The organism is Novosphingobium sp. SL115 (genome assembly GCF_026672515.1).
Lineage (GTDB): Bacteria > Pseudomonadota > Alphaproteobacteria > Sphingomonadales > Sphingomonadaceae > Novosphingobium.
Genome location: NZ_JAPPRG010000002.1, coordinates 1,141,271 through 1,160,207 on the forward strand (window position 1 = coordinate 1,141,271; position 18,937 = coordinate 1,160,207).

The following is an 18,937-nucleotide window of genomic DNA, read 5'->3' on the forward strand; positions in this document are numbered from 1 at the left end:
CGATGTCGGAAATATTGAAGAATGGACGTAAGCTACGATAAAATTGGTGGGACTGTGGCGTCACTCCTGATTCTATGGTCGTCGATCGAAAAGGCAGCCCGCACGCAAATCGCCCTTATTACGAAGAAGGAGGCCCCTTTAAGGGTTTGCGGATCAGGGTTGTTGATACAGTGGCGAGATGCCGTCATTCAGGACAGCTCGCCGGGTTCGCTCAGGGCAGAATTGGCATCATCGCTTCAAGAAGATCTTTGCCAGAAGATCAAGGTTCGGAACGGCTTATGCCATGGTTTGAATGCCATATATTCCAGCTGTCCTGAAGAATCAGCAAAGCTGGGATGGCAGGTCAAAGGTAAATCCTACGAAATGACCTATCCTGCATTGCAGGAATATTTTCAATCCATAGCTAAGGCCGCACAAGCCATTTCGATTTTATCGACCCAAAAAGAGGGCGGTATAGAATCGCGAATGGATGATATTGCAGAAAACAGGGAATGGTGGCTGAATGAATTTGGGATACGTTTGGCTGTAAGCAACACAGTCACGTCCTAGTTGCCCTCAGCTTTCTCTGCGCTGTCATCCGCAGTGGTGAAGCTGCGGTATCCGACGTTGCCGATGCTGATCCGTCCGGCGCGGTGATCGATACTGAATATTCGATCAGATCGGTTCAGCACTGGACATAGTTTTCGGTCGAAGTTCACCCCGTGGGGCAGCACCCTGCGCGGACGCCCGCATTAAAACGCTTGATCCGATAAGCCCTAATTGCCGTCCGCATCCACCATAAAGACCATGGGCTTGCCGCGAGATTCAGGTTCCCATCCGGCCTGCAACGCGGCCCGAATACCCCGCGATACAACCGCATCGCTGACCTGAAGACGGGCTGGCCGCATGCCTTTGAGCAGACGCTTCGGCGGGGGAAATTCCAGCAAGGCGCCCCGCTTGGTGTGCTTTTGCAGCAAGGCAATGGTCATGCCTTTCCAGCCATTGGACTCGCCCCACTGCGGCTCGCTGCGCAGTTCCCATTCGTATTGATGCCCATCGACGTCGATGGTGCCGGCAAGCCTGTGGATGTTGGTCATGCAAAAACGCCTAACAGGTCCATGACTGCAAACCAACTGCGGTTGCGGTTTAGGCGGGCTTGAGGCCTTGCGCAGAAGTGCTTTGAAGGTTCCGTCCGGAATCTATACGAGCGCCGGATCGGCTGTCTCAATCGCCTTGCCCGGCTTGCGCGCCGGCAGTTCGTATGAAGGCAGATCGTCAGGATTTTGAATCACCATGAATTATCGCCATTCCTTCCATGCAGGCAACAGCGCCGATGTCGTGAAGCACAGTCTGCTGATCGCCCTCGTGCGCGCCTTGCAACAAAAGCCGAGCGCGCTGACCCTGATCGATACCCATGCCGGCTGCGGATTATATGACCTTCATGGCGACGCTGCCCAGCGCACCGGCGAAGCCACGCAGGGTGTGCTGCGGGCCTTTGTTGACCAGAACCCTTTGCTGAACGACTACCGCGCCGCCGTACAGGCGGTGAATGTCGGGGCGCATGTGGGAGGCGGGCCGCACCTCTACCCCGGCTCCCCGCGAATTCTGGCGCAGCTTCTGCGGCCGCAGGATTCCCTGATCCTGAACGAAAAGCACCCCGAAGACGTTTATGCCCTGCGCGGCGCCATGCGTGACACACCCGCGGCCGTGCATCAGCGTGATGCCTACGAGCTGTGGCTGGCAATGGTGCCGCCCCGATCCCCGCGCGGCGTGGTGGTGGTCGACCCGCCGTATGAACAGACGGACGAACGCATCCGTATCACAACCACCCTTGCCGCCGCGCAGCGCAAATGGGCGCATGGCGTGACGGTGATCTGGTATCCCCTGAAAGAGCGGTCCGCGCATGCGCACTGGAAACACCAGTTACGCAAGCTCCGCATTGCGAAACTCCTGACAGTGGAGCATTGGCTGTACGACGCCGATCAACCCGGCATCTATAACGGCGCGGGCCTGTTCATCGTCAACCCGCCCTACGCCTTCACAGAAGCGCTGCCGCCTCTGCTGGAAGCCCTGCGCGCCACGCTGGCGCCTGAGGGGCACAGGGGCGAGCTCACAATCGATTGGCTGGGCGATTAACTTCTTCCAAAGTTTGGCTATCCGCCACGACGGGTCATCACGATTGGCTTGTGGGCGAAACTCACACGCCCCGACGAGCCATGGGCCAACAAGAAAAGGGCGCCGTCACCGGCGCCCTTTTCCGCATCCTCTCCAAGATGCATTCGCTGTATCGGGCCTTTGGCCCTGATAGTCTAGCTCTTTGGGATCGACTTATTCTTCGGGGCCACCGCGGCCTTCGGCCGGGCTGTTGCTGGCGTAAATCTTGTCGCTGCTGCCCTGCATATAGGGCAGCGGGTTCACCGCTTCGCCTGCAACGCGGACTTCATAATGCAGGTGCGGGCCAGTGGAGCGGCCGGTCGAACCGACATAGCCGATTACGTCGCCCTTGCGGACCTGCTGCCCTTCGGCAACGGCCACGCGCGACATGTGGCCGTAACGGGTTTCCATCGCGCCGCCATGGTCAAGCTGCACGTACAGGCCATAACCGCCAAACCAGTCGGCCTTTTCAACCACACCATCGGCGCTGGCGCGGATCGGCGTGCCGGTGGGGGCGGAAAGGTCGATGCCCTTGTGCGCGCGACGGCCGCCCAGCACCGGGTGGGTGCGCATGCCATAGCTGCTGGAAAGGCGAGTCATCGCGACCGGAGCCAGCGACGGGATCGAAACCGAAGCGCGGCGCTGCGTCACCGGCTTGGCCGACGGCAGGATGCCGTTGTCCAGCGCTTGCCAGCTTGCAAACAGACGGCGGAATTCCTGATCGCCCTGATCTGCCGAGATACCGGCCTTCGCAGCTTCGGCGGCGCGAAGCGGGGCAGCGATATCAGCCGAAGCGGCGCTATTGGCCAGAACCGGAGCGGAGGAGAATGAAGCAACGGCGGCAAACGCACCGAGAACAGTCTTGAAGGCTTTGATGTTGACCAACATTACGACCCTTACGACCCTTTTTTGCGTTCCGGCCCAAGCCTTGTGGCTTGGATTTGGCCGACCCGCCTTAGCCCCCAGTGCGAACCCGTTTGTCAGCGGAAAGCAGGCTAAGCGCCAACCGCTTTGGGATGTTTCAGAGTTGGTCGGAACCCCCCGCCATCTCGTGCATTGGGGTATGCTGACGGTGTTGCTCTTAGGCAACCCCTGCCATGAATTCGCGCGACAAACCGGCTGATCGGCGCGCTGAGTCGTTGAACGGTGGCTTAACGGCGCCGTGAAAGTGGCGCGCAACCAGCATTTTCCATGATTCGGGAGGCTGTTCACCTCGGCTTTCGCACACTGCGATGAAATGCTTTGTGCCAAAGCGCACATGGCGAATTTCGTCGTCAACGATTCTTTGCAGGATGCGCGCCGACCGTTCATCGCCCGCCGCCAGAAACCGCGCGACCGTTCCCGGCGTCACATCCAGCGCGCGGGCTTCCAGCACCATCGGCACAATCGCCAGCCGCGCCGCCACGTCATGCGCCGTATCGCGCGCCGCGTCCCACAATCCATCATGCGCGGGCAGCGCCCCGTAAAAGCTGCCCAACGTCCGCAACCGTCGCGCCAGCAGCGCAAAATGCATGGCTTCATCGGCGGCGACCGAAAGCCAGTCGTCCACAAATTCGCGCCCCATATCCGCGCCAAAGCGCCCGGCGGCATCCAGCGCCAGATCGATCGCCACAAACTCGATGTGCGCCAGCGCATGCAGCAGCGCGATGCGCCCACGCTCCGTCCCGCCGCGCCCGCGTTTGGGCATTGCGCCGGGTGGCAGCAACTGCGGTTGGTCGGGGCGGGCGGGGGTGTCGGGTATGGGGTGGCGGAAGCAGAAATCCAGCTCGCCCGCGCGCCACCGCCGCGCGACATCGCGCGTCGCCATGACTTTGGCGGTGGGGTCTGCGGTCAGCATCACTTCGCGGATCGCCAGCGATAGCGAGAGGGCATTCATCGGCGGGTTGCGCGCTTTCAGGTATGTTTAGGTGTCGTTCAGGACAGTTCCGAAATTATGCTGAAAATTCAAAGCGCTTTGGCGGCGGCCAGAACCTCGTCAGCGTGGCCCTTGACCTTCACCTTGTTCCAGATACGCGAAATTTTACCTTCTGCATCAATCAGATAGGTCGTGCGTTCCATGCCCATATAGGTGCGGCCATACATCGACTTCTCGGTCCAGATGCCCAGCGCATCCGACACGCCACCTTCTTCCGCATCGCTGGCAAGCGGCGCGGTAAGTGCATGTTTTTCCGCGAATTTCAGGTGCTTCTTCGGTGGGTCTTTGGATACGCCCAATACCGCAATCCCGGCCTGCTGGAAATCGGCATAAAGGATTGAAAAGTCTTTGTTTTCGGTCGTGCAGCCGGGCGTGTCATCCTTGGGATAGAAAAACACGACCAGCTTTTTTCCTGCAAAATCAGACGCTTTGACGCTGCTGCCATCAGGCGCGGTCATCGCAATGTCGGGAAAATCCTCACCCACCCCAATCCGCTCGCTCATTCCGAAATCTCCAGTTGAATTTCAAACACTTGGCCCCAAGCCAGCGCCACCTGCCGCCGCGCCGCCAGCACCGCATCCAACAGCGCCTGCCAGTTGTCCAGCCCACAAGCCCGCGCCACAATGCCCCGGCTCGCCTCAGGCGGATACATGCCATCTGGGGCAACAAGGCGAACGACGACCAGGAGGCGGGCCATCAGGTCATGCGCGGCGCGGCTGCCAGGTGGGAGAAGATTTGCTTTTTCAAGCAGTTGCACCGCCTCGCCAAGGTCGGGCGTGCGGGCGACGTGATCGCGCAATTGCAGGAAGTGGACCATGAATTCGATGTCCACCAGCCCACCCCGCGCCAGCTTGACATCCAGCGGACCCTTGGGCGGCTTGTGGTCCGCCATTGTTCCGCGCATTTCAAGGACATCGGTCTTGAGCTTGGCGCAATCGCGCGGGATGGTCAGCATATGGTTGATGATGGTGGAAAGCGCGGCGCGGTCAGCCGTTGTGCCGAACAGGGCGCGGGCGCGGCACAACGCCATGTGTTCCCACGTCCACGCATCTTCGCGTTGATATCGTTCAAAACTTTCGAGGCTGACCGAGATCGGCCCCTGCGCTCCGGAAGGGCGCAGGCGGGTGTCGACTTCATAGAGCGCACCTGCCGCCGTCGGCACGGACAGCGCGGCGATGACCCGTTGGGCAAGGCGATTGTAGTAAAGCGTGGCCCCCAGCGGCCGGCGGCCATCGGATTCGGCGGCGTGATCCCCGCTGAACAGGAACACGAGGTCAAGGTCGGACGCATGGGTCAGTGCCGCACCGCCAAGGCGGCCAAGGCCGAGAATGGACAGATCGCTGCCCCGAATGCGGCCATGGCTGGCGGCAAATTCGTCAATCGCCGCGCGGCCCAGCACGTCGATCGAAGCTTCGGCCACGCGTGACAATGCGGCGGCAACTTCGAGAGGATCGCTTTGCCCTTCAATAAGTTGCACGCCCAGTGCGAAGCGCATTTCGCCCACACGGACGCGAACGGTATCGAGCAGGCGCTGGTAATCATCACCCGCTTCACCGCGCGAAAGTTCGGCTGCGATTTCGGCCACGGTGCCGGGCAGGGCGAAGGCCGAACGGTCAATCAAGGTGTCCAGTAAGTCCGAGCGGCGGGCCAGTTCATCGGCCAGCGTCGGCGCATGGGCAAGGATGCGCATGACCACGGCGAGCAGGCCAGGGCGGGCATCGAGCAGGCGGAACACGTTGATGGCGCTGGGCAATCCGGCCAGCAGCTGTTCCCAGCGCAGCAGCGCGCGGTCAGGATCAGGCGCTTCGGCAAGGGCGCGCAGCAATTGCGGGCGCATCCGGGCAAAAGCTTCGCGCGCTTCTGCCGTGCGCAGGCAGCGATATTGCCCGCCCTCCCACGTTTCCACGCGTTCGGCCAATGCATCGGCATCGGCAAAGCCAAGGGCGGATAGCTCGGTGGCGAGCGGGGTGGATTCCACCGCGACCGCGCCGGTGGGGGCATAGGTTTCGATCAGGGTGTCGAAGCGGCGGCCCACGACATCGGAAATTTCCGTGAGTTCCGCGATCAGCGCCGCGCCATTGGGTAAACCGTCCAGTTGTGCGACCGAATCAAGCGCTTGTGCGTCTGTTGGCAGCGAATGGGTTTGCTGATCGGCGACCATTTGCAGGCGGTGTTCGAGCGTGCGCAGGCGGTCATAGCTGTCACCCATCACGCGGGCGTCCTCGGCGCTGATGATGCCCGTTTCAGCCAGTGCATCAAGGCTGGCACGGGTGCCGCGCAGGCGGAGCGCAGGATTGCGCCCGCCATGGATAAGTTGATGCGTCTGCGCAAAAAATTCGACTTCACGAATGCCGCCGCGCCCACGCTTCAGATCATAACCGGGGCCAAGCGCCTGCCCTGCAGAATAGTGGTCGCGGATGCGGGTGGTGAGGCGACCAATTTCGGCAATCGCGCCGAAATCAAGGCTGCGGCGCCATACGAAGGGGCGGATGGTTTCAAGGAAGGCTTGCCCTGAGGCAATGTCACCCGATGCGGCGCGGGCGCGGATATAGGCGGCGCGCTCCCACGCCAGCGCGCTGGATTCATAGTGCGTGATCGCGGCTTCAAATGGCAGGGCCAGCGGGCTCACTTCGGACGCGGGGCGCAGGCGCAGGTCAACCCGGAAAACGTAACCGTCCGCCGTGACGTTCGACATGATTTCCATCAGCGCACGGGCGACCCGCTGGGCGGCTTCGGCGGGATCATCACGGTCGCGGCGGGGCAGGGTTTCGGGATCGTAGAGCAGGATCGGATCGATATCCGAGGAGTAGTTCAGTTCCTGCGCGCCGTGTTTGCCAAGGGCGATGGCGGAAAAGCCGGCGGGCTGCACATCGGGCGTGCGGCGGCGAATGGCGGCGGCGATGGCCGCGTCCAGCGAACGGTCGGCAAAATCGCTGAGTTCTGTGACGACGCGGGTGAGCGGGAAAGTTCCTGCCAAGTCTGCGACGGCGATGACAAGCGCGAGCGCGAGGCGTTCCCGGCGTAGCGCGACGGCAGTGTCTTCAATGCCCTCGCCAGCGGATTTGGCGCGGGCCAACGCCTGTTCCACGTCGCCTGCCGCCAGCAATGCTTCGATTTCGGGCAGGCGGTTCAGTGCCAGCGAAAGAAACGGCGCATGGGCGCGGGCGCGGGCGATAGCGTGGGGCAGGTCGGTCATCGTCCTTGGGGAATGCCCGCTGCGGTCCGGGGGATCAAGGGTGATGGGAAGTGCGATTGTTTTGAGCGGTCAAGTGCCGGGGTTTCGCGCAAGAGCAACTCGCTTTATGGGGCGTCACGACACTCTGGCACCGGACACCGCACGATGACTTCGCACTTTATGATGCCACCCGAATGGCACCCGCAGGACTGGCTGTGGATCGGCTTTCCGCATCTGGCGGAGGAATGGTCGGGCGTGATCGGGCAGGCGCAAGAACAGATCGCCGCCTTTGCCAGCGCGGTGGCGGACAGCGGGCAGGAAGTGCGGCTGGTGGTGCGCGATGCGGCGAACGAGATGCGGGCAAAGACGCTGGTTTCGGCGGCGGTGAAGCTGGAGCGGCGGACATATGGCGACGTGTGGTTACGCGATACCGGGCCGCTGACGGTGCTGAACGATGCGGGTGAACGCAAGGCGCGACTGTTCGGGTTTAACGGCTGGGGTGAGAAATACCTGATGCCCGGCGATCAGGAAATCGGGGCCGATCTGGCGGCGTCTTCCGGGCTACTGGCCGATGGTAAGGTGGACTGGATTCTGGAAGGCGGGGCGCTGGATGGCGATGGCACCGGTCTTGTTGCGACTACAGAACAGTGCCTGCTGAACCCCAACCGCAATCCGCACCTGTCGCGCGCCGATCTGGAAATGCGTCTGCAGCGCGATCTGGGATACGACCGTGTGCTGTGGCTGGGCGATGGTCTTATCAACGATCACACCGACGGGCATGTCGATAATCTGGCGCGGTTCGTCGGGCCGAACCGGCTGGCCTTGCCGCGTGCGACCGGGCCGGATGATCCCAATGCAAGCATCTATGCAGATGCCAAGGCGCGCGCGCTGGATGCGGGTGTTAACGTGGTGGAAGTGCCGTCGCCGGGGCGGATCGAATGGGGCGATATGATCCAGCCAGCCAGCTATATGAACTTTGTCATCACCAGTAATCTGGTTGTGGTGCCGGTGTTTGGATCACCACACGATGATGATGGCGTGGCGGCGATTGCCGAGCTGTTCCCCGAGCGCGCGACGATTGGCCTGATGGGCGATGCGGTGCTGGCGGGCGGCGGCGGGTTCCACTGTGCCAGCCAGCAGATGCCAAGTCGGGCTTGATAAGGTCCAAAATCGCAGGGATTGCACTGTAGCATAGGCATCGGGGCGTTTAGCTTTCATGCCATGAATGTCTGTTTCGATTGCACGCAATGCGGGCGGTGTTGCCACGATTTGCGGCTGACGCTTTCGGTGGCCGAAGCGCGTGTATGGGCAGCGCGGGGCCACCAGGTCGATCTGCTGGTTGAGGCGTGGGCCTGGCCTGAGGATATGGTGACAGGTGACGCTGCAACGCAGTGGCGGCGCGATACCACCTTTGCCGTTCAGATCGGCGATGTGCCGTTTCGGGTGAACCTGCGGCTGGTGGCGAGCCATGTTGGGGCCTGTCCGCATCTGTTGGCGGATATGCGCTGCGGCAATTATGAAGCGCGGCCCCGGATTTGCAGGATCTATCCGCTGGAAAGCCGCCCGTTTGAAGCGATGGTGCCGGAGCGGCGGAAATGCCCGCCAGAGGCGTGGGATGCCGCGCTTCCGGTGCTGGAACGCGATGGTGTGATTGCGGACGATCAGGCAGCCGCGGTTGTCGTAGCGCATAGGGCCGCGATGGTGGCGGATGCTCCACTGAAGGCGAGTTTGGTTAAGGTGATGGGCCTGTCTGAAACTGCCATGGCGGGCGAAGGGCTGGCCGTTTACAATGTCGCCCCTGCGGTTCTGGTCGAGGCGCTGGACGTGGCTGTGCGTGGCGCGCCTGAAAAGGCGCCGCCCTGGTCGATTGTCACCAATCGTGAGGCGACGCGGGCTATGCTGGCCGAACTGGAATGTCCGGCGCTTCTGGTTGCAGCGGGGCGGCGGTATCTGGCTTCATTTGCGGATGAGGGCGGCGTTTAACATGCCTCCCCCAATTCCTCCCGCCTGCGGGAGGTGCGTTTGGATTGCCGCAGTTTTTACAGCCCGTGGTAATCCTTGTACCACCGCACGAAGTTGGGGACGCCAACATCGATGCTGGTGGTGGGCTGATAGCCCAAATCACCTGAAATTGCGTCGATGTCGGCAAAGGACTGGCGCACGTCGCCAGGCTGCATGGGCATGAGGTTCATCTCTGCCTTGCGGCCCAGTTCGCTTTCCAGAATGCCGATGACTTTCATCAGATGTTCGGATTTGTGATTGCCGATGTTGTAGAGCCGGTGGGGCTTTTCGCTGCCGCCAGCCTTGGGCTGGCCATCGTCGGGCGGGGGATTGTCGAGGCAGGCCATGACGCCCGAAACGATATCGTCGATATAGGTGAAATCGCGATACATATCGCCGTGGTTGAACACCTGGATGGGTTCGCCCGCCAGAATTGCCTTGGTGAACAGCCACATCATCATGTCAGGGCGGCCCCACGGGCCATAGACGGTGAAGAAGCGCAGGCCGGTTAACGGCAGGCGATAGAGGTGGGCGTATGTCTCGCTCATCAATTCGTCCGCCTTCTTGGTGGCGGCATAGAGCGACATGGGATGATCGACACGATCATCGACCGAGAACGGCAGTTTGGTATTACCGCCATAGACCGATGAGGACGAGGCATAGACCATGTGTTCCGCCCCGCGATGGCGCGCGACTTCGAGCAGGTTCAGGTGCCCGACAAGGTTTGCCTGCACATAGGCGTGCGGGTTTTCGATGGAATAACGCACCCCTGCCTGCGCACCCAGATGGACGATGCGTTCGAACTGCTTGCCTTCCAAAGCGGCGGTGAGGCCAGCGTAATCGGAAAAGTCGGTGCGCAGGAACGTGAATCTGCCGCCGCCCTGTTCGACAAGGCGGGCAAGGCGCGCTTCCTTGAGCGCGGGGTCGTAGTAATTGTTGACCACATCGACGCCGATCACCTCGTCGCCACGAGCGAGCAGGCGAGTGATGAGAGAGTAGCCGATGAAGCCAGCGGCTCCGGTAACGAGGACGCGCATCGTAATTCCTGTAATATGAGTGGGCAGGTGTTACGCCGCGAAGATCAAAGCTTCCAGTCGGCCTTTTCGCCCAGCACGCCTTTAAGGTCGGCCAGCGTGCCGCCCGGTGCGACCAATGTGGCGATGCGGTCGGCCCCGGCGGCGATATAATACTGATGCGGCACGGCCAGGAACACGAGGTCGTAGGTCTGTTCGAAGGCATCGCCCGCCAGTTCCAGCCCATATTCCAGCAAGGCTTCGGCGGTGTCGGCGTGGGGGTCGTGGACCTTTACGCTGTGGCCCAGCGATTGCAGTTCGGCGATCACGTCGGCTACCTTGGAATTGCGCAGGTCGGGCACGTTTTCCTTGAACGTCAGGCCAAGGACAAGGACCGAGCCGGGCTTGTGCCCGCGCTGGGCGTGAAGTTCGCCCGCCAACCATTTGGCCATGCCATCGTTCACGCCACGTCCGGCAAGGATCACCTGCGGGTCATGGCCCAGTGCTTCGGCACGGGCCGAGAGGTAATAGGGATCGACCCCGATGCAATGCCCGCCGACAAGGCCGGGGGTGAAGGGCAGGAAGTTCCATTTGGTGTTGGACGCGGCAAGCACGTCCCAGACCGAGAGGTCCATCTTGGAAAAGATCTGTGTGATCTCGTTCATGAAGGCGATGTTGATATCGCGCTGGGCGTTTTCGATGACCTTGGCGGCTTCGGCGGCTTTGATTGATGCGGCGCGGAACACGCCGCCGCTGGTGATGGCGTTATATAGGTCGGCCACGCGATCAAGCACTTCAGGCGTCTGGCCCGATACGACCTTGGTGATGCGGTCGATGGTATGTTCGCGATCACCGGGGTTGATGCGTTCGGGGCTGTAGCCAAGGAAGAAATCGACCCCGCATTTCAGGCCCGACACCTGCTCCAGGATAGGGCCGCAGATGTCTTCGGTGACGCCGGGATAGACCGTGCTTTCATAGATCACCACCGGCGCGCGGCCTTCGGCAACGGCATCGGGCAGCATCCGCGCGACGGTGCGCGATGCGGCTTCGACAAGGCGCAGATCGGGGCGGTTTTCAGCATCGATGGGCGTGGGCACGGTGACGATGTAGAAATCGCTGGGCGGGCAGACGGCAGCATCGCTGGTCAGGCCAAGGCTGGATTTGGACAGCCGTTCCGATTCGATTTCGCGCGTGCGGTCATGCCCTTCGGACAGTTCACCGATGCGCTGGGTATCGATATCGAAGCCGGTGACGAAGAACTGCTTGGCCAGTGCCACGGCCAGCGGCAGGCCAACATAACCAAGGCCCAGCACCGTGACGCGCGTATTGGCCGACACCAGCGGGTCCAGCCCTTTGATCGGTGCGCCGGCAAAATCTGTGGAGATCGGGGGAAATTGCACAGTCACGGGTCAATACGGCCTTTCATGGTTGACGTGCGCGACGCCTGAATGACCGCATGCATAAAACGAGGCTCTTATTTCACGGTTAACACTCCGGGATTATTGGACCCGATATGGCAAAGACAATCCTAGTGGTGTTCGGAACCCGGCCTGAGGCGATCAAGCTGTTTCCGGTGGTGCATGCATTGCGCGATGATTCGCGCTTCCGTGTGGTGACCTGCGTTTCGGCGCAGCATCGCGGGATGCTGGATCAGGTGCTGGAGATTGCCGGAATCGTGCCCGACCACGATCTTGACCTGATGCGCCCGGATCAGACGCTGGATGGGCTGACCGCCGCGCTGCTGACCGAGCTTGGCAAGGTGATGGACGCGGTGAAGCCCGATTGGGTGGTGGTGCAGGGCGATACCGCCACTGCCATGGCGGGCGCGCTGGCCGCGTATTATCGCAAGCTGCCGGTGGCCCATGTCGAGGCGGGTCTGCGCAGCCACAATATCTATCACCCTTGGCCCGAAGAGGTGAACCGCAAGATCATTGGCACGATTGCAAGGCTGCACTTTGCGCCGACCGATGTTTCTGCCGCCGCACTGTTGGCGGAAAACGTCGAGGCTGACGGAGTGCATGTGACCGGCAATACGGTGATCGACGCGCTGCAATGGGTGACCGCGCGAATCGAGGCTGACCCTGCGCTGGCGCATGGATTGGCCGAGATCGAGGCGCGCTTTGCAGGCAAACGAATTATCGGCGTAACCAGCCACCGGCGCGAGAACTTTGGCGGCGGACTGGAGAACATTGCCGAAGCGATTCGCCAGATTGCCGCGCGCGATGATGTAGCGCTGGTATTCCCGGTTCACCCCAATCCCAATGTGCGCAAGGTGATGGACGATGCGCTAGCGGGCTTGCCCAACGTGGCGATGATTGAACCGCTGGATTATCCGCACTTTGCGCGTCTGCTGTCGATTGCCGAGATCATGCTGACCGATTCGGGCGGGGTGCAGGAAGAAGCGCCTGCGCTGGGCAAGCCGGTATTGGTTATGCGCGAAACGACCGAGCGGCCCGAAGGCGTAACCGCGGGCACAGCAAAGCTGGTTGGCACCGATGTGGAGCGCATCGTTTCCGAAATCTTCACCCTGCTGGACGATAAGGCTGCCTATTCAGCCATGGCGCGCGCCCACAACCCGTTTGGGGATGGGAATACTTCGCGCCGAATCGTGGAGTTGTTGGCGCAATGATGGGTGATGTGAAGCCGGACGTCTGTGTTGTCGGGCTGGGGTATATCGGGCTTCCGACCGCTGCGATCATTGCCCGTGCGGGCTGCCGCGTGCTGGGTCTGGATGTTTCGCAGCGGGTGGTCGACACGATCAACCGGGGTGAAATCCACATCGAGGAAGTGGATCTGGACGGACTGGTGCACGGCGTGGTCCAGCGTGGATTGCTGCGCGCATCAACCCAGATCGAGCCTTCCGACGTCTTTGTGATCGCCGTGCCGACGCCGTTCGAAAAGGACGGCCACCACACGCCCGACATTTCTTATGTTCTGGCGGCGGCCACACAGGTAGCGGCGGTGCTGAAGGCGGGCGATACAGTGATTCTGGAATCCACCTCGCCCGTGGGCACGACCGACCAGATGCGTGACCTGATGGCAGGTCTGCGCCCCGACCTGAAGTTCCCCGGCAAGACGCGCGAAACGCCTGACGTTTCCATCGCCTATTGCCCGGAACGGGTGCTGCCGGGCCGCATTCTGGAAGAACTGACCAACAACGACCGTTCCATCGGAGGTATTACCCCGCGTTGTGCGCGCAAGGCGCTGGCATTCTACAAGCGCTTCGTGCGCGGAACCTGTGTGACCACCGATGCGCGGTCTGCGGAAATGACCAAGCTGGTTGAAAACGCCTATCGCGACGTCAACATCGCCTTTGCCAACGAGCTTTCGATGGTGGCCGACAGTATGGGGCTGGACGTGTGGGAAGTGATCCGCCTTGCCAACCGCCACCCGCGCGTGAACATCCTGCAACCGGGACCGGGCGTGGGCGGGCACTGCATTGCGGTGGACCCGTGGTTCATCGTGGCCAGCGCGCCCGAAGAAACCCCGCTGATCCGCACCGCGCGCAACGTGAACGACGGCAAGATGCACCATGTCGTGAAGAAGGCGGCCGAACTGGTCGAAGCCCATCCGGGACAAAAGGTTGCCTGCCTTGGTCTGGCGTTCAAAGCCAATATCGACGATTTCCGTGAAAGCCCGGCGCGCTATGTCGCGGCCAGCCTTGCCCGCCAGTTTGGCGACCGGATCAATGTGGTGGAGCCTTATGCGGGTGAACTGCCGCGTGAATTTGAAGGCACCGGCGCAGTGCAGATCGATCTCGACACGGCATTGGAAGAATGCGGTGTGCTGATCGTGCTGGTGGACCATGACGTGTTTAAGGTGATCCCGCTGGCGGAACGCAGCGGCAAAGTCGTTTATGATACCCGCGGCATCTGGCCGGACCAACCGGGCTCAGAAGGCGTTGGCGCGGGGCTGCGGCTGGCAAGCTGACATCTCCTTCCAATTGATGTGGACACAGGCGAAGGCCGACAGAGCCCCGGCCGTCATGGCCGGGGCTTTGCGTTTTGAGGCGCGGTCGCGGGCTATAGAGCGGGCTATAGAGGATGTCGGTGCAACCCTTCCCTGGCGCGTCGGGACAGCAACGACATGAGTGGGCCAACCCTCCTGTGCGAATCGGATCGGAATCAGACCATTCTCGTTTAGCAGGACGCTTAACGACCCAGTAAGGTACATGGCAGTTTTGGACAGGTGCATGGCAGACTGGGCCAAAATGGCGGTACTTTAGGGAGAAAATTCTTCTCTCTAGCCCAATCGAATTTATGTGACGCCCATCACAAAAATCCGATTTCCAATTATGGCGAGGACGAAATTGGCATTCGATGAACCTGTGCTGAAATCTGTTGGCGATCTCAGTGAAAAACAGCGCGAGGTGCTGGACCTGATTCTGGATCGCCGCACAAACAAGGAAATCGCGCAGATTCTGGGCGTTTCTGCCTCAGCGGTGGAGCAGCGCTTGCAGTCGGTCCGTCGACGGTTGGGGGTAACCAGTCGGGCTGATCTGGCCCGCACCTATGCAGTGCTGCTTGAGGCCTGTCAGGTTTGCGCAGGTGAGCAATTGCAGGTGGCCATTAAAGGCGTGCCAGTTCACGCAATTCCTAACGAAAGTGGAGGATTTGCTGCGATCGGCTCCGAAGTGATCGGTGGTGACCGCGCGGAAAATGTGGATGTCGGTTCGAATGATCGTCCTTATGCAGGGCAGTCTCATGCTGTGCGGGCTGTGGAGCGCTATTTGGTTAGCCGCCTCGTTGTTCGTTGGATCGATAAGGTTGCCGGACTGCCAGGGCGTATTGCTGCCGTTACCACAATAGCGGCTGCACTCGCGCATATAATAGCCACTGTTTCTATACTAAAATCTGATAACTAATATTAGTTATTAAATTTTCGGTAGAAATGAATTTAAGATATAGTCCATAATAAATAAAAAATTTAGGAATATATTCTTGATATTATCAATAATAACGATACTAAATTTTATAACGCCAATTTACCTAATGGCTTTTGGCCGGAAGGAGCAGGGCGTTTGTGGATGGGTTGTTTTATTGATAACTTTTATTAACTCTATAAGTTGGGCTTTGAAGGAAAGGATTGGGTTGGAATATAGCTTCTTCGATTTTTATAGTGTCTTGGTAATTTATATCTCAACAGTTTTTGCAGTTTATATTGCAATTATTTCAGATTATATCTGGCCTATAATTTTCGCGGCAGTTTTATTTCTGAGGATAACGGTAACTTTCTTGGCGTTTGCCGGAGTGCCGTTTGAGCAATCAATATTTATAGATTTGTGGTGGCTGAATTTATTAGCCGTCCCGGTCTTGGTTCCACTTGAAGGTTTGGTGAACCTTCTGGGAAAAGGCTTTCAGCCAAAGAAAAGATAAATTTCGTCAGACAAGAAAGGTAGTCAGACATGCAGACTCTAAGCCTGCCCAATGACTTGACAGAACTGCGGGGCTTGTTGTCTCGTGCAAACGAGCTGTCTTCTTCTCTGATTGAAGTCATTGACGGTAAGGAAGTGAATCGGGAAAAGCCGAAACTGGCCGATGAGGTGAATTCTGAAGGTCTAGTGTTGAAGCTTGCCAAAGATATTTATGCATTTCGGCGGAATCGTGACCGATGGTTGCCCAACGATCTGTTCGCTGAACCTGCTTGGGATATGTTGCTTGAACTGTTCGTAATGCGTTTGCAGGGTAGTCCAGTCAGGGTGAAAAGCGCCTGCATCGCCTCTGGCGTGCCCGCAACGACTGCGTTGCGCTGGCTTAATCTCCTCGAGCAGAAGAACATCATATCCAGTTCGACTGATCCAATAGATCAACGTGTCCGTTGGCTTTGGTTGGAAGACAGTGCTTTCACACGCATTTACGGAATGATGGCTGACCAACTCGGCATTTCAAAAGATCCCCACCCAGCCTTGAATACACGCGAGCCTAAGGTTTGTGAGGGTTCTGGACGATGAGTGAAATTGACTCACTTGCCGAACCGACCGTCGCTGAACGCGAAAAAAGCTCTGCGTATTCGGGAGAAATGCCAGAAATCGATCTGGTTACAGAGTGGCTTCCTGTTGATCTTTCTCGTTCGATTGAAGCGCTGGCCATTGCCACACTTCTAGTGCTTGGCTGGCTGCTTGCGCTTTGGGCCTATGTCAAGTTGACGGATTGATCGGGAATTCGTTTCGAACTGTCTGAAGTTCGCTAATGACGGGTAATCTCGCCACATTCAGAAAAAAAGCCCCGGCCTTGCGGTCCGGGGCTTTCTGTTCTGGAGCGCGGTTTGGGTGAGGGAGGCCGCGCTCCGGGGAGAGAAGGTTCAGGTCAGAAGCGCACGCCCAGCGTGACGTTCCAGGTGCGCGGATCACCGTAATAGGCGGTCTGGATGTTGCCGACCGAGCTGAACTCCTGCCCGTCGGTCTTGTAGAGCGTGTTGCCCACGTTCTTGACCGCGCCGCGCAGGTAAAACTTTTCGAAGTCCACCTGAGCGTAGAGATTGCCGATCCAATAGCCGTCTTCGGTCAGGCCTGGGCGGTTGTCGACCGAGAGGTAGTGCTTGTCGACAAAGCGCGCGTCGCCGCCGAGGCTGAGCGAGGCTGCGCCCAATGGCACGCGATATTCACCACCAACGCGCAGGGTGAGCGGCGGGGCGAAGGCCGGGCGGCAGGTGATGGCCTGACCGGTAGGATTGCAACTGAACGCAGGCGCGCGGCGACCGTCGTTGAACTCCTTGTAATCGGCATGGAGATAGCCGACCGAGGCGAACAGGGTGACAGGCTGTGCAGGGCGGACGTTCAGGTCAAATTCGAAGCCTTGAATGCGCAGTTTGCCAGCGTTGAGCACGGGGAAGCTGCCGCCGGTGATACCGGTGTTACCGCCGCCGACGCGGGCCTGGAAGTTTTCGTAATCGGAATAGAACGCTGCGCCTGAAATGTTCACCCGGCCATCAAGGAATGAACCCTTGGCGCCGACTTCATACGTCCACACGGTTTCGGGCTTGAAGGTGGGGACGATCACGGTCGCGCCATTTACCACTTGCGTCACGTCGCCAATGCCGTTGACGCGACCGTTGAAGCCCCCCGATTTGAAGCCACGGCTGGCCGAGCCATAGACCATGGTGTTGCGCGATGGCTTGTAGCTGATCGTGGCCGAGGGCGTCCATGCTTCATAGGTCACGCTGTCGAGCGTGTTGAAGGGGGTGGGCAAGTTGGTGGGGAACGTGAACGTGCTTTTGATAACAATCGCCGGGAACACCGGGCTGGACGTGGTCGCCGTGGTGGTGCGGAAGTATTCCTTGGTTTCACGGGTATAGCGCAGGCCGCCCGTCAGCGAGAGCGCATCGGTGAAATCATAGGTCAACTGGCCGAACGCGGCGTAGGACTTGGTATCCTGCTCATCATCGATGGTGCGCAGGAAATTCAGCGGGGTGCCGACATAGCGCAGATAGCTGTCGGCATAGGCTTCCTGATGCGAAGTGACGTGTTCGTTGAGATAGTACACGCCCAGCACGCCCTTCAGCTTGTCGGCGTCGAGCTTGAGCTGGAGTTCCTGGCTGAACTGGTGCTGGCGGGTGCCGACGAAGACATCGCCCAGTTCGGCGCTGGTCGCGTCGATGTCGACGAAGAAGTCGGTTTTCAGTTTGCGATAGGCGGTTATCGAGACAAATTGCAATGCGTCGGACAGATCGACGTTGACGGTGCCCGAAACGCCCCAGTGATCGAGCCGCTGGCCTTCGTTGTTGTTGAAGCTGGTCGAGGCCTTGTAGTCCCACGGTCCCGCTGCGGGGGCGATGGTGAATGGGGTGAGACCGGTGAAGGTGGCGTTGTAGTTGAAGCCGATCAGCGGTGCGGTGGCCTGACCCAGCGTGAGGGTGTTGCGCTGGCGGGTGTAGTCGCCCGAAATCAGCACTTCGACCGTTTCGCTGGGCTGTGCGCGCAGGATGGCGCGGCCCGACAGATTGTTGCGGTCGTTGTACTTCTTGCCGGTGGCGGGATCGGTGACGATACCGTCGCGGTCATCATAGACACCGGCGACCGACAGGGCGAGTTTGTCCGCCACCAGCGGGGCCGAGACATAGCCTTTGGCGGTCACTTCATTGAAGCGGCCATAGGTGATCGCCGCTTCACCGCGCAGGGTATTGAGGTCCGGCTTTTTCGACACGACGTTGACCGCGCCGCCGATGGTGTTCTTGCCATAGAGCGTGCCCTGCGGGCCGCGCAGCACTTCAACGCGCTGGACATCGAACAGGTTGAGCAGTGCGCCCTGAATACGGCTGAGGTAAACGCCATCGACATAGACGCCAACGGCGGGATCGAAGGTTTGCAGCGCGTCGGGCTGGCCGATACCGCGAATGTAGAAGTTGGCGCTGCTGGCAGAGCCACGGCCCTGCACGATGTTGACGTTGGGGATGGCGCCTTGAATGCCCGAAAGGTCTTTGGCACCGGCCTTTTCAAGTGCTTCGGTGCTGAGCGCCGAGATCGCGATGGGTACGTCGAGCAGGCGTTCTTCGCGGCGGCGCGCGATCACGGTGATTTCGTTGGTGGCGTCATAGGCGGTTGCTTCATCCGCAGGCGCCTCCTGCGCAAAAGCCGGGACGGCAGGCAAGGCAAACAGCGCGGCGGAAGCGGCCAGAACGGCGCGCGTGGAAAGACGGGTCATCGCAAACAGGCTCCCTCTCGCGGACTTCGAGTGTCCGCATGGGGACAGTAATATTGAAAGT

The 18,937-nt window shown here is 60.0% G+C and carries 18 protein-coding genes; 10 read left to right on the forward strand and 8 right to left on the reverse strand.

The window, feature by feature from the left end; translation table 11 throughout:
* The first annotated feature begins 21 nt into the window (after positions 1 to 21).
* Positions 22 to 549: a hypothetical protein gene (locus OVA07_RS07015; RefSeq protein ID WP_268170746.1), complete on the forward strand. Its 528-nt coding sequence runs from the start codon at positions 22 to 24 to the stop codon at positions 547 to 549.
* A gap of 206 nt (positions 550 to 755) precedes the next feature.
* On the opposite strand, the gene OVA07_RS07020 is transcribed toward OVA07_RS07015, so the two are convergent.
* Positions 756 to 1,076 carry a hypothetical protein gene (locus OVA07_RS07020; protein ID WP_268170747.1) on the reverse strand — a complete coding sequence of 107 codons (321 nt, stop codon included), beginning with the start codon at positions 1,074 to 1,076 and terminating at the stop codon, positions 756 to 758.
* A gap of 196 nt (positions 1,077 to 1,272) precedes the next feature.
* On the opposite strand from OVA07_RS07020, the gene OVA07_RS07025 reads away from it, so the two are divergent.
* Positions 1,273 to 2,115 (forward strand): 23S rRNA (adenine(2030)-N(6))-methyltransferase RlmJ, encoded by an 843-nt coding sequence (locus tag OVA07_RS07025; RefSeq protein WP_268170748.1) that lies wholly within the window; start codon positions 1,273 to 1,275, stop codon positions 2,113 to 2,115.
* A gap of 192 nt (positions 2,116 to 2,307) precedes the next feature.
* Here OVA07_RS07025 and OVA07_RS07030 read toward each other — a convergent pair whose 3' ends face one another.
* From OVA07_RS07030 to OVA07_RS07045, 4 genes are all read right to left on the reverse strand, one after another.
* Positions 2,308 to 3,021: a M23 family metallopeptidase gene (locus OVA07_RS07030; protein WP_268170749.1), complete on the reverse strand. Its 714-nt coding sequence runs from the start codon at positions 3,019 to 3,021 to the stop codon at positions 2,308 to 2,310.
* Positions 3,022 to 3,214: 193 nt separating this feature from the next.
* Positions 3,215 to 4,009 (reverse strand): ferritin-like domain-containing protein, encoded by a 795-nt coding sequence (locus OVA07_RS07035; protein ID WP_268170750.1) that lies wholly within the window; start codon positions 4,007 to 4,009, stop codon positions 3,215 to 3,217.
* Positions 4,010 to 4,077: 68 nt separating this feature from the next.
* The gene (locus OVA07_RS07040; protein ID WP_268170751.1) at positions 4,078 to 4,551 is read right to left on the reverse strand and encodes a peroxiredoxin; all 474 of its coding nucleotides are present in this window, start codon (positions 4,549 to 4,551) and stop codon (positions 4,078 to 4,080) included.
* Complete coding sequence (locus tag OVA07_RS07045) at positions 4,548 to 7,244, reverse strand: bifunctional [glutamine synthetase] adenylyltransferase/[glutamine synthetase]-adenylyl-L-tyrosine phosphorylase (RefSeq protein WP_268170752.1); 2,697 nt, start codon at positions 7,242 to 7,244, stop codon at positions 4,548 to 4,550. The genes OVA07_RS07040 and OVA07_RS07045 overlap by 4 nt, the downstream gene beginning before the upstream one ends.
* A 144-nt stretch (positions 7,245 to 7,388) precedes the next feature.
* Between OVA07_RS07045 and OVA07_RS07050 the strand changes: the two genes are divergently transcribed.
* Complete coding sequence (locus tag OVA07_RS07050) at positions 7,389 to 8,381, forward strand: agmatine deiminase family protein (protein ID WP_268170753.1); 993 nt, start codon at positions 7,389 to 7,391, stop codon at positions 8,379 to 8,381.
* 63 nt (positions 8,382 to 8,444) lie between these two features.
* A complete protein-coding gene (locus OVA07_RS07055) occupies positions 8,445 to 9,206 on the forward strand; it encodes a YkgJ family cysteine cluster protein (RefSeq protein WP_268170754.1) in 762 nt (253 codons plus the stop codon).
* Between the two features lie 56 nt (positions 9,207 to 9,262).
* Here OVA07_RS07055 and OVA07_RS07060 read toward each other — a convergent pair whose 3' ends face one another.
* Together OVA07_RS07060 and OVA07_RS07065 are read right to left on the reverse strand one after the other, a co-directional pair.
* A complete protein-coding gene (locus tag OVA07_RS07060) occupies positions 9,263 to 10,261 on the reverse strand; it encodes an NAD-dependent epimerase/dehydratase family protein (protein ID WP_268170755.1) in 999 nt (332 codons plus the stop codon).
* Between the two features lie 44 nt (positions 10,262 to 10,305).
* Complete coding sequence (locus tag OVA07_RS07065) at positions 10,306 to 11,643, reverse strand: nucleotide sugar dehydrogenase (protein WP_268170756.1); 1,338 nt, start codon at positions 11,641 to 11,643, stop codon at positions 10,306 to 10,308.
* A 107-nt stretch (positions 11,644 to 11,750) separates the two neighbouring features.
* On the opposite strand from OVA07_RS07065, the gene wecB reads away from it, so the two are divergent.
* From wecB to OVA07_RS07095, 6 genes are all read left to right on the forward strand, one after another.
* The gene (wecB, locus tag OVA07_RS07070) at positions 11,751 to 12,866 is read left to right on the forward strand and encodes a non-hydrolyzing UDP-N-acetylglucosamine 2-epimerase (RefSeq protein ID WP_268170757.1); all 1,116 of its coding nucleotides are present in this window, start codon (positions 11,751 to 11,753) and stop codon (positions 12,864 to 12,866) included.
* Positions 12,863 to 14,167, forward strand: coding sequence for a UDP-N-acetyl-D-mannosamine dehydrogenase (gene wecC / locus OVA07_RS07075; protein WP_268170758.1), 1,305 nt, complete (start codon positions 12,863 to 12,865; stop codon positions 14,165 to 14,167). Before wecB ends, wecC begins: the two co-directional genes overlap by 4 nt.
* Positions 14,168 to 14,546: 379 nt before the next feature.
* Positions 14,547 to 15,101 (forward strand): helix-turn-helix domain-containing protein, encoded by a 555-nt coding sequence (locus OVA07_RS07080; protein WP_268170759.1) that lies wholly within the window; start codon positions 14,547 to 14,549, stop codon positions 15,099 to 15,101.
* Between the two features lie 226 nt (positions 15,102 to 15,327).
* Positions 15,328 to 15,612: a hypothetical protein gene (locus OVA07_RS07085; RefSeq protein ID WP_268170760.1), complete on the forward strand. Its 285-nt coding sequence runs from the start codon at positions 15,328 to 15,330 to the stop codon at positions 15,610 to 15,612.
* Positions 15,613 to 15,641: 29 nt separating this feature from the next.
* Positions 15,642 to 16,187: a hypothetical protein gene (locus tag OVA07_RS07090; protein ID WP_268170761.1), complete on the forward strand. Its 546-nt coding sequence runs from the start codon at positions 15,642 to 15,644 to the stop codon at positions 16,185 to 16,187.
* On the forward strand, positions 16,184 to 16,390 hold the full coding sequence (locus OVA07_RS07095) for a hypothetical protein (protein WP_268170762.1): 207 nt from the start codon (positions 16,184 to 16,186) through the stop codon (positions 16,388 to 16,390). The genes OVA07_RS07090 and OVA07_RS07095 overlap by 4 nt, the downstream gene beginning before the upstream one ends.
* A gap of 152 nt (positions 16,391 to 16,542) precedes the next feature.
* Here OVA07_RS07095 and OVA07_RS07100 read toward each other — a convergent pair whose 3' ends face one another.
* The gene (locus tag OVA07_RS07100) at positions 16,543 to 18,876 is read right to left on the reverse strand and encodes a TonB-dependent receptor (protein ID WP_268170763.1); all 2,334 of its coding nucleotides are present in this window, start codon (positions 18,874 to 18,876) and stop codon (positions 16,543 to 16,545) included.
* Positions 18,877 to 18,937: the final 61 nt, after the last annotated feature.

Excerpts from the sequence above, each read along its gene's own strand:
- OVA07_RS07015 (WP_268170746.1), top strand. The coding sequence starts at position 22 with ATGGACGTAAGCTACGATAAAATTGGTGGGACTGTGGCGTCACTCCTG.
- OVA07_RS07020 (WP_268170747.1), bottom strand. The coding sequence starts at position 1,076 with ATGACCAACATCCACAGGCTTGCCGGCACCATCGACGTCGATGGGCAT.
- OVA07_RS07025 (WP_268170748.1), top strand. The coding sequence starts at position 1,273 with ATGAATTATCGCCATTCCTTCCATGCAGGCAACAGCGCCGATGTCGTG.
- OVA07_RS07030 (WP_268170749.1), bottom strand. The coding sequence starts at position 3,021 with ATGTTGGTCAACATCAAAGCCTTCAAGACTGTTCTCGGTGCGTTTGCC.
- OVA07_RS07035 (WP_268170750.1), bottom strand. The coding sequence starts at position 4,009 with ATGAATGCCCTCTCGCTATCGCTGGCGATCCGCGAAGTGATGCTGACC.
- OVA07_RS07040 (WP_268170751.1), bottom strand. The coding sequence starts at position 4,551 with ATGAGCGAGCGGATTGGGGTGGGTGAGGATTTTCCCGACATTGCGATG.
- OVA07_RS07045 (WP_268170752.1), bottom strand. The coding sequence starts at position 7,244 with ATGACCGACCTGCCCCACGCTATCGCCCGCGCCCGCGCCCATGCGCCG.
- OVA07_RS07050 (WP_268170753.1), top strand. The coding sequence starts at position 7,389 with ATGACTTCGCACTTTATGATGCCACCCGAATGGCACCCGCAGGACTGG.
- OVA07_RS07055 (WP_268170754.1), top strand. The coding sequence starts at position 8,445 with ATGAATGTCTGTTTCGATTGCACGCAATGCGGGCGGTGTTGCCACGAT.
- OVA07_RS07060 (WP_268170755.1), bottom strand. The coding sequence starts at position 10,261 with ATGCGCGTCCTCGTTACCGGAGCCGCTGGCTTCATCGGCTACTCTCTC.
- wecB (WP_268170757.1), top strand. The coding sequence starts at position 11,751 with ATGGCAAAGACAATCCTAGTGGTGTTCGGAACCCGGCCTGAGGCGATC.
- wecC (WP_268170758.1), top strand. The coding sequence starts at position 12,863 with ATGATGGGTGATGTGAAGCCGGACGTCTGTGTTGTCGGGCTGGGGTAT.
- OVA07_RS07090 (WP_268170761.1), top strand. The coding sequence starts at position 15,642 with ATGCAGACTCTAAGCCTGCCCAATGACTTGACAGAACTGCGGGGCTTG.
- OVA07_RS07095 (WP_268170762.1), top strand. The coding sequence starts at position 16,184 with ATGAGTGAAATTGACTCACTTGCCGAACCGACCGTCGCTGAACGCGAA.
- OVA07_RS07100 (WP_268170763.1), bottom strand. The coding sequence starts at position 18,876 with ATGACCCGTCTTTCCACGCGCGCCGTTCTGGCCGCTTCCGCCGCGCTG.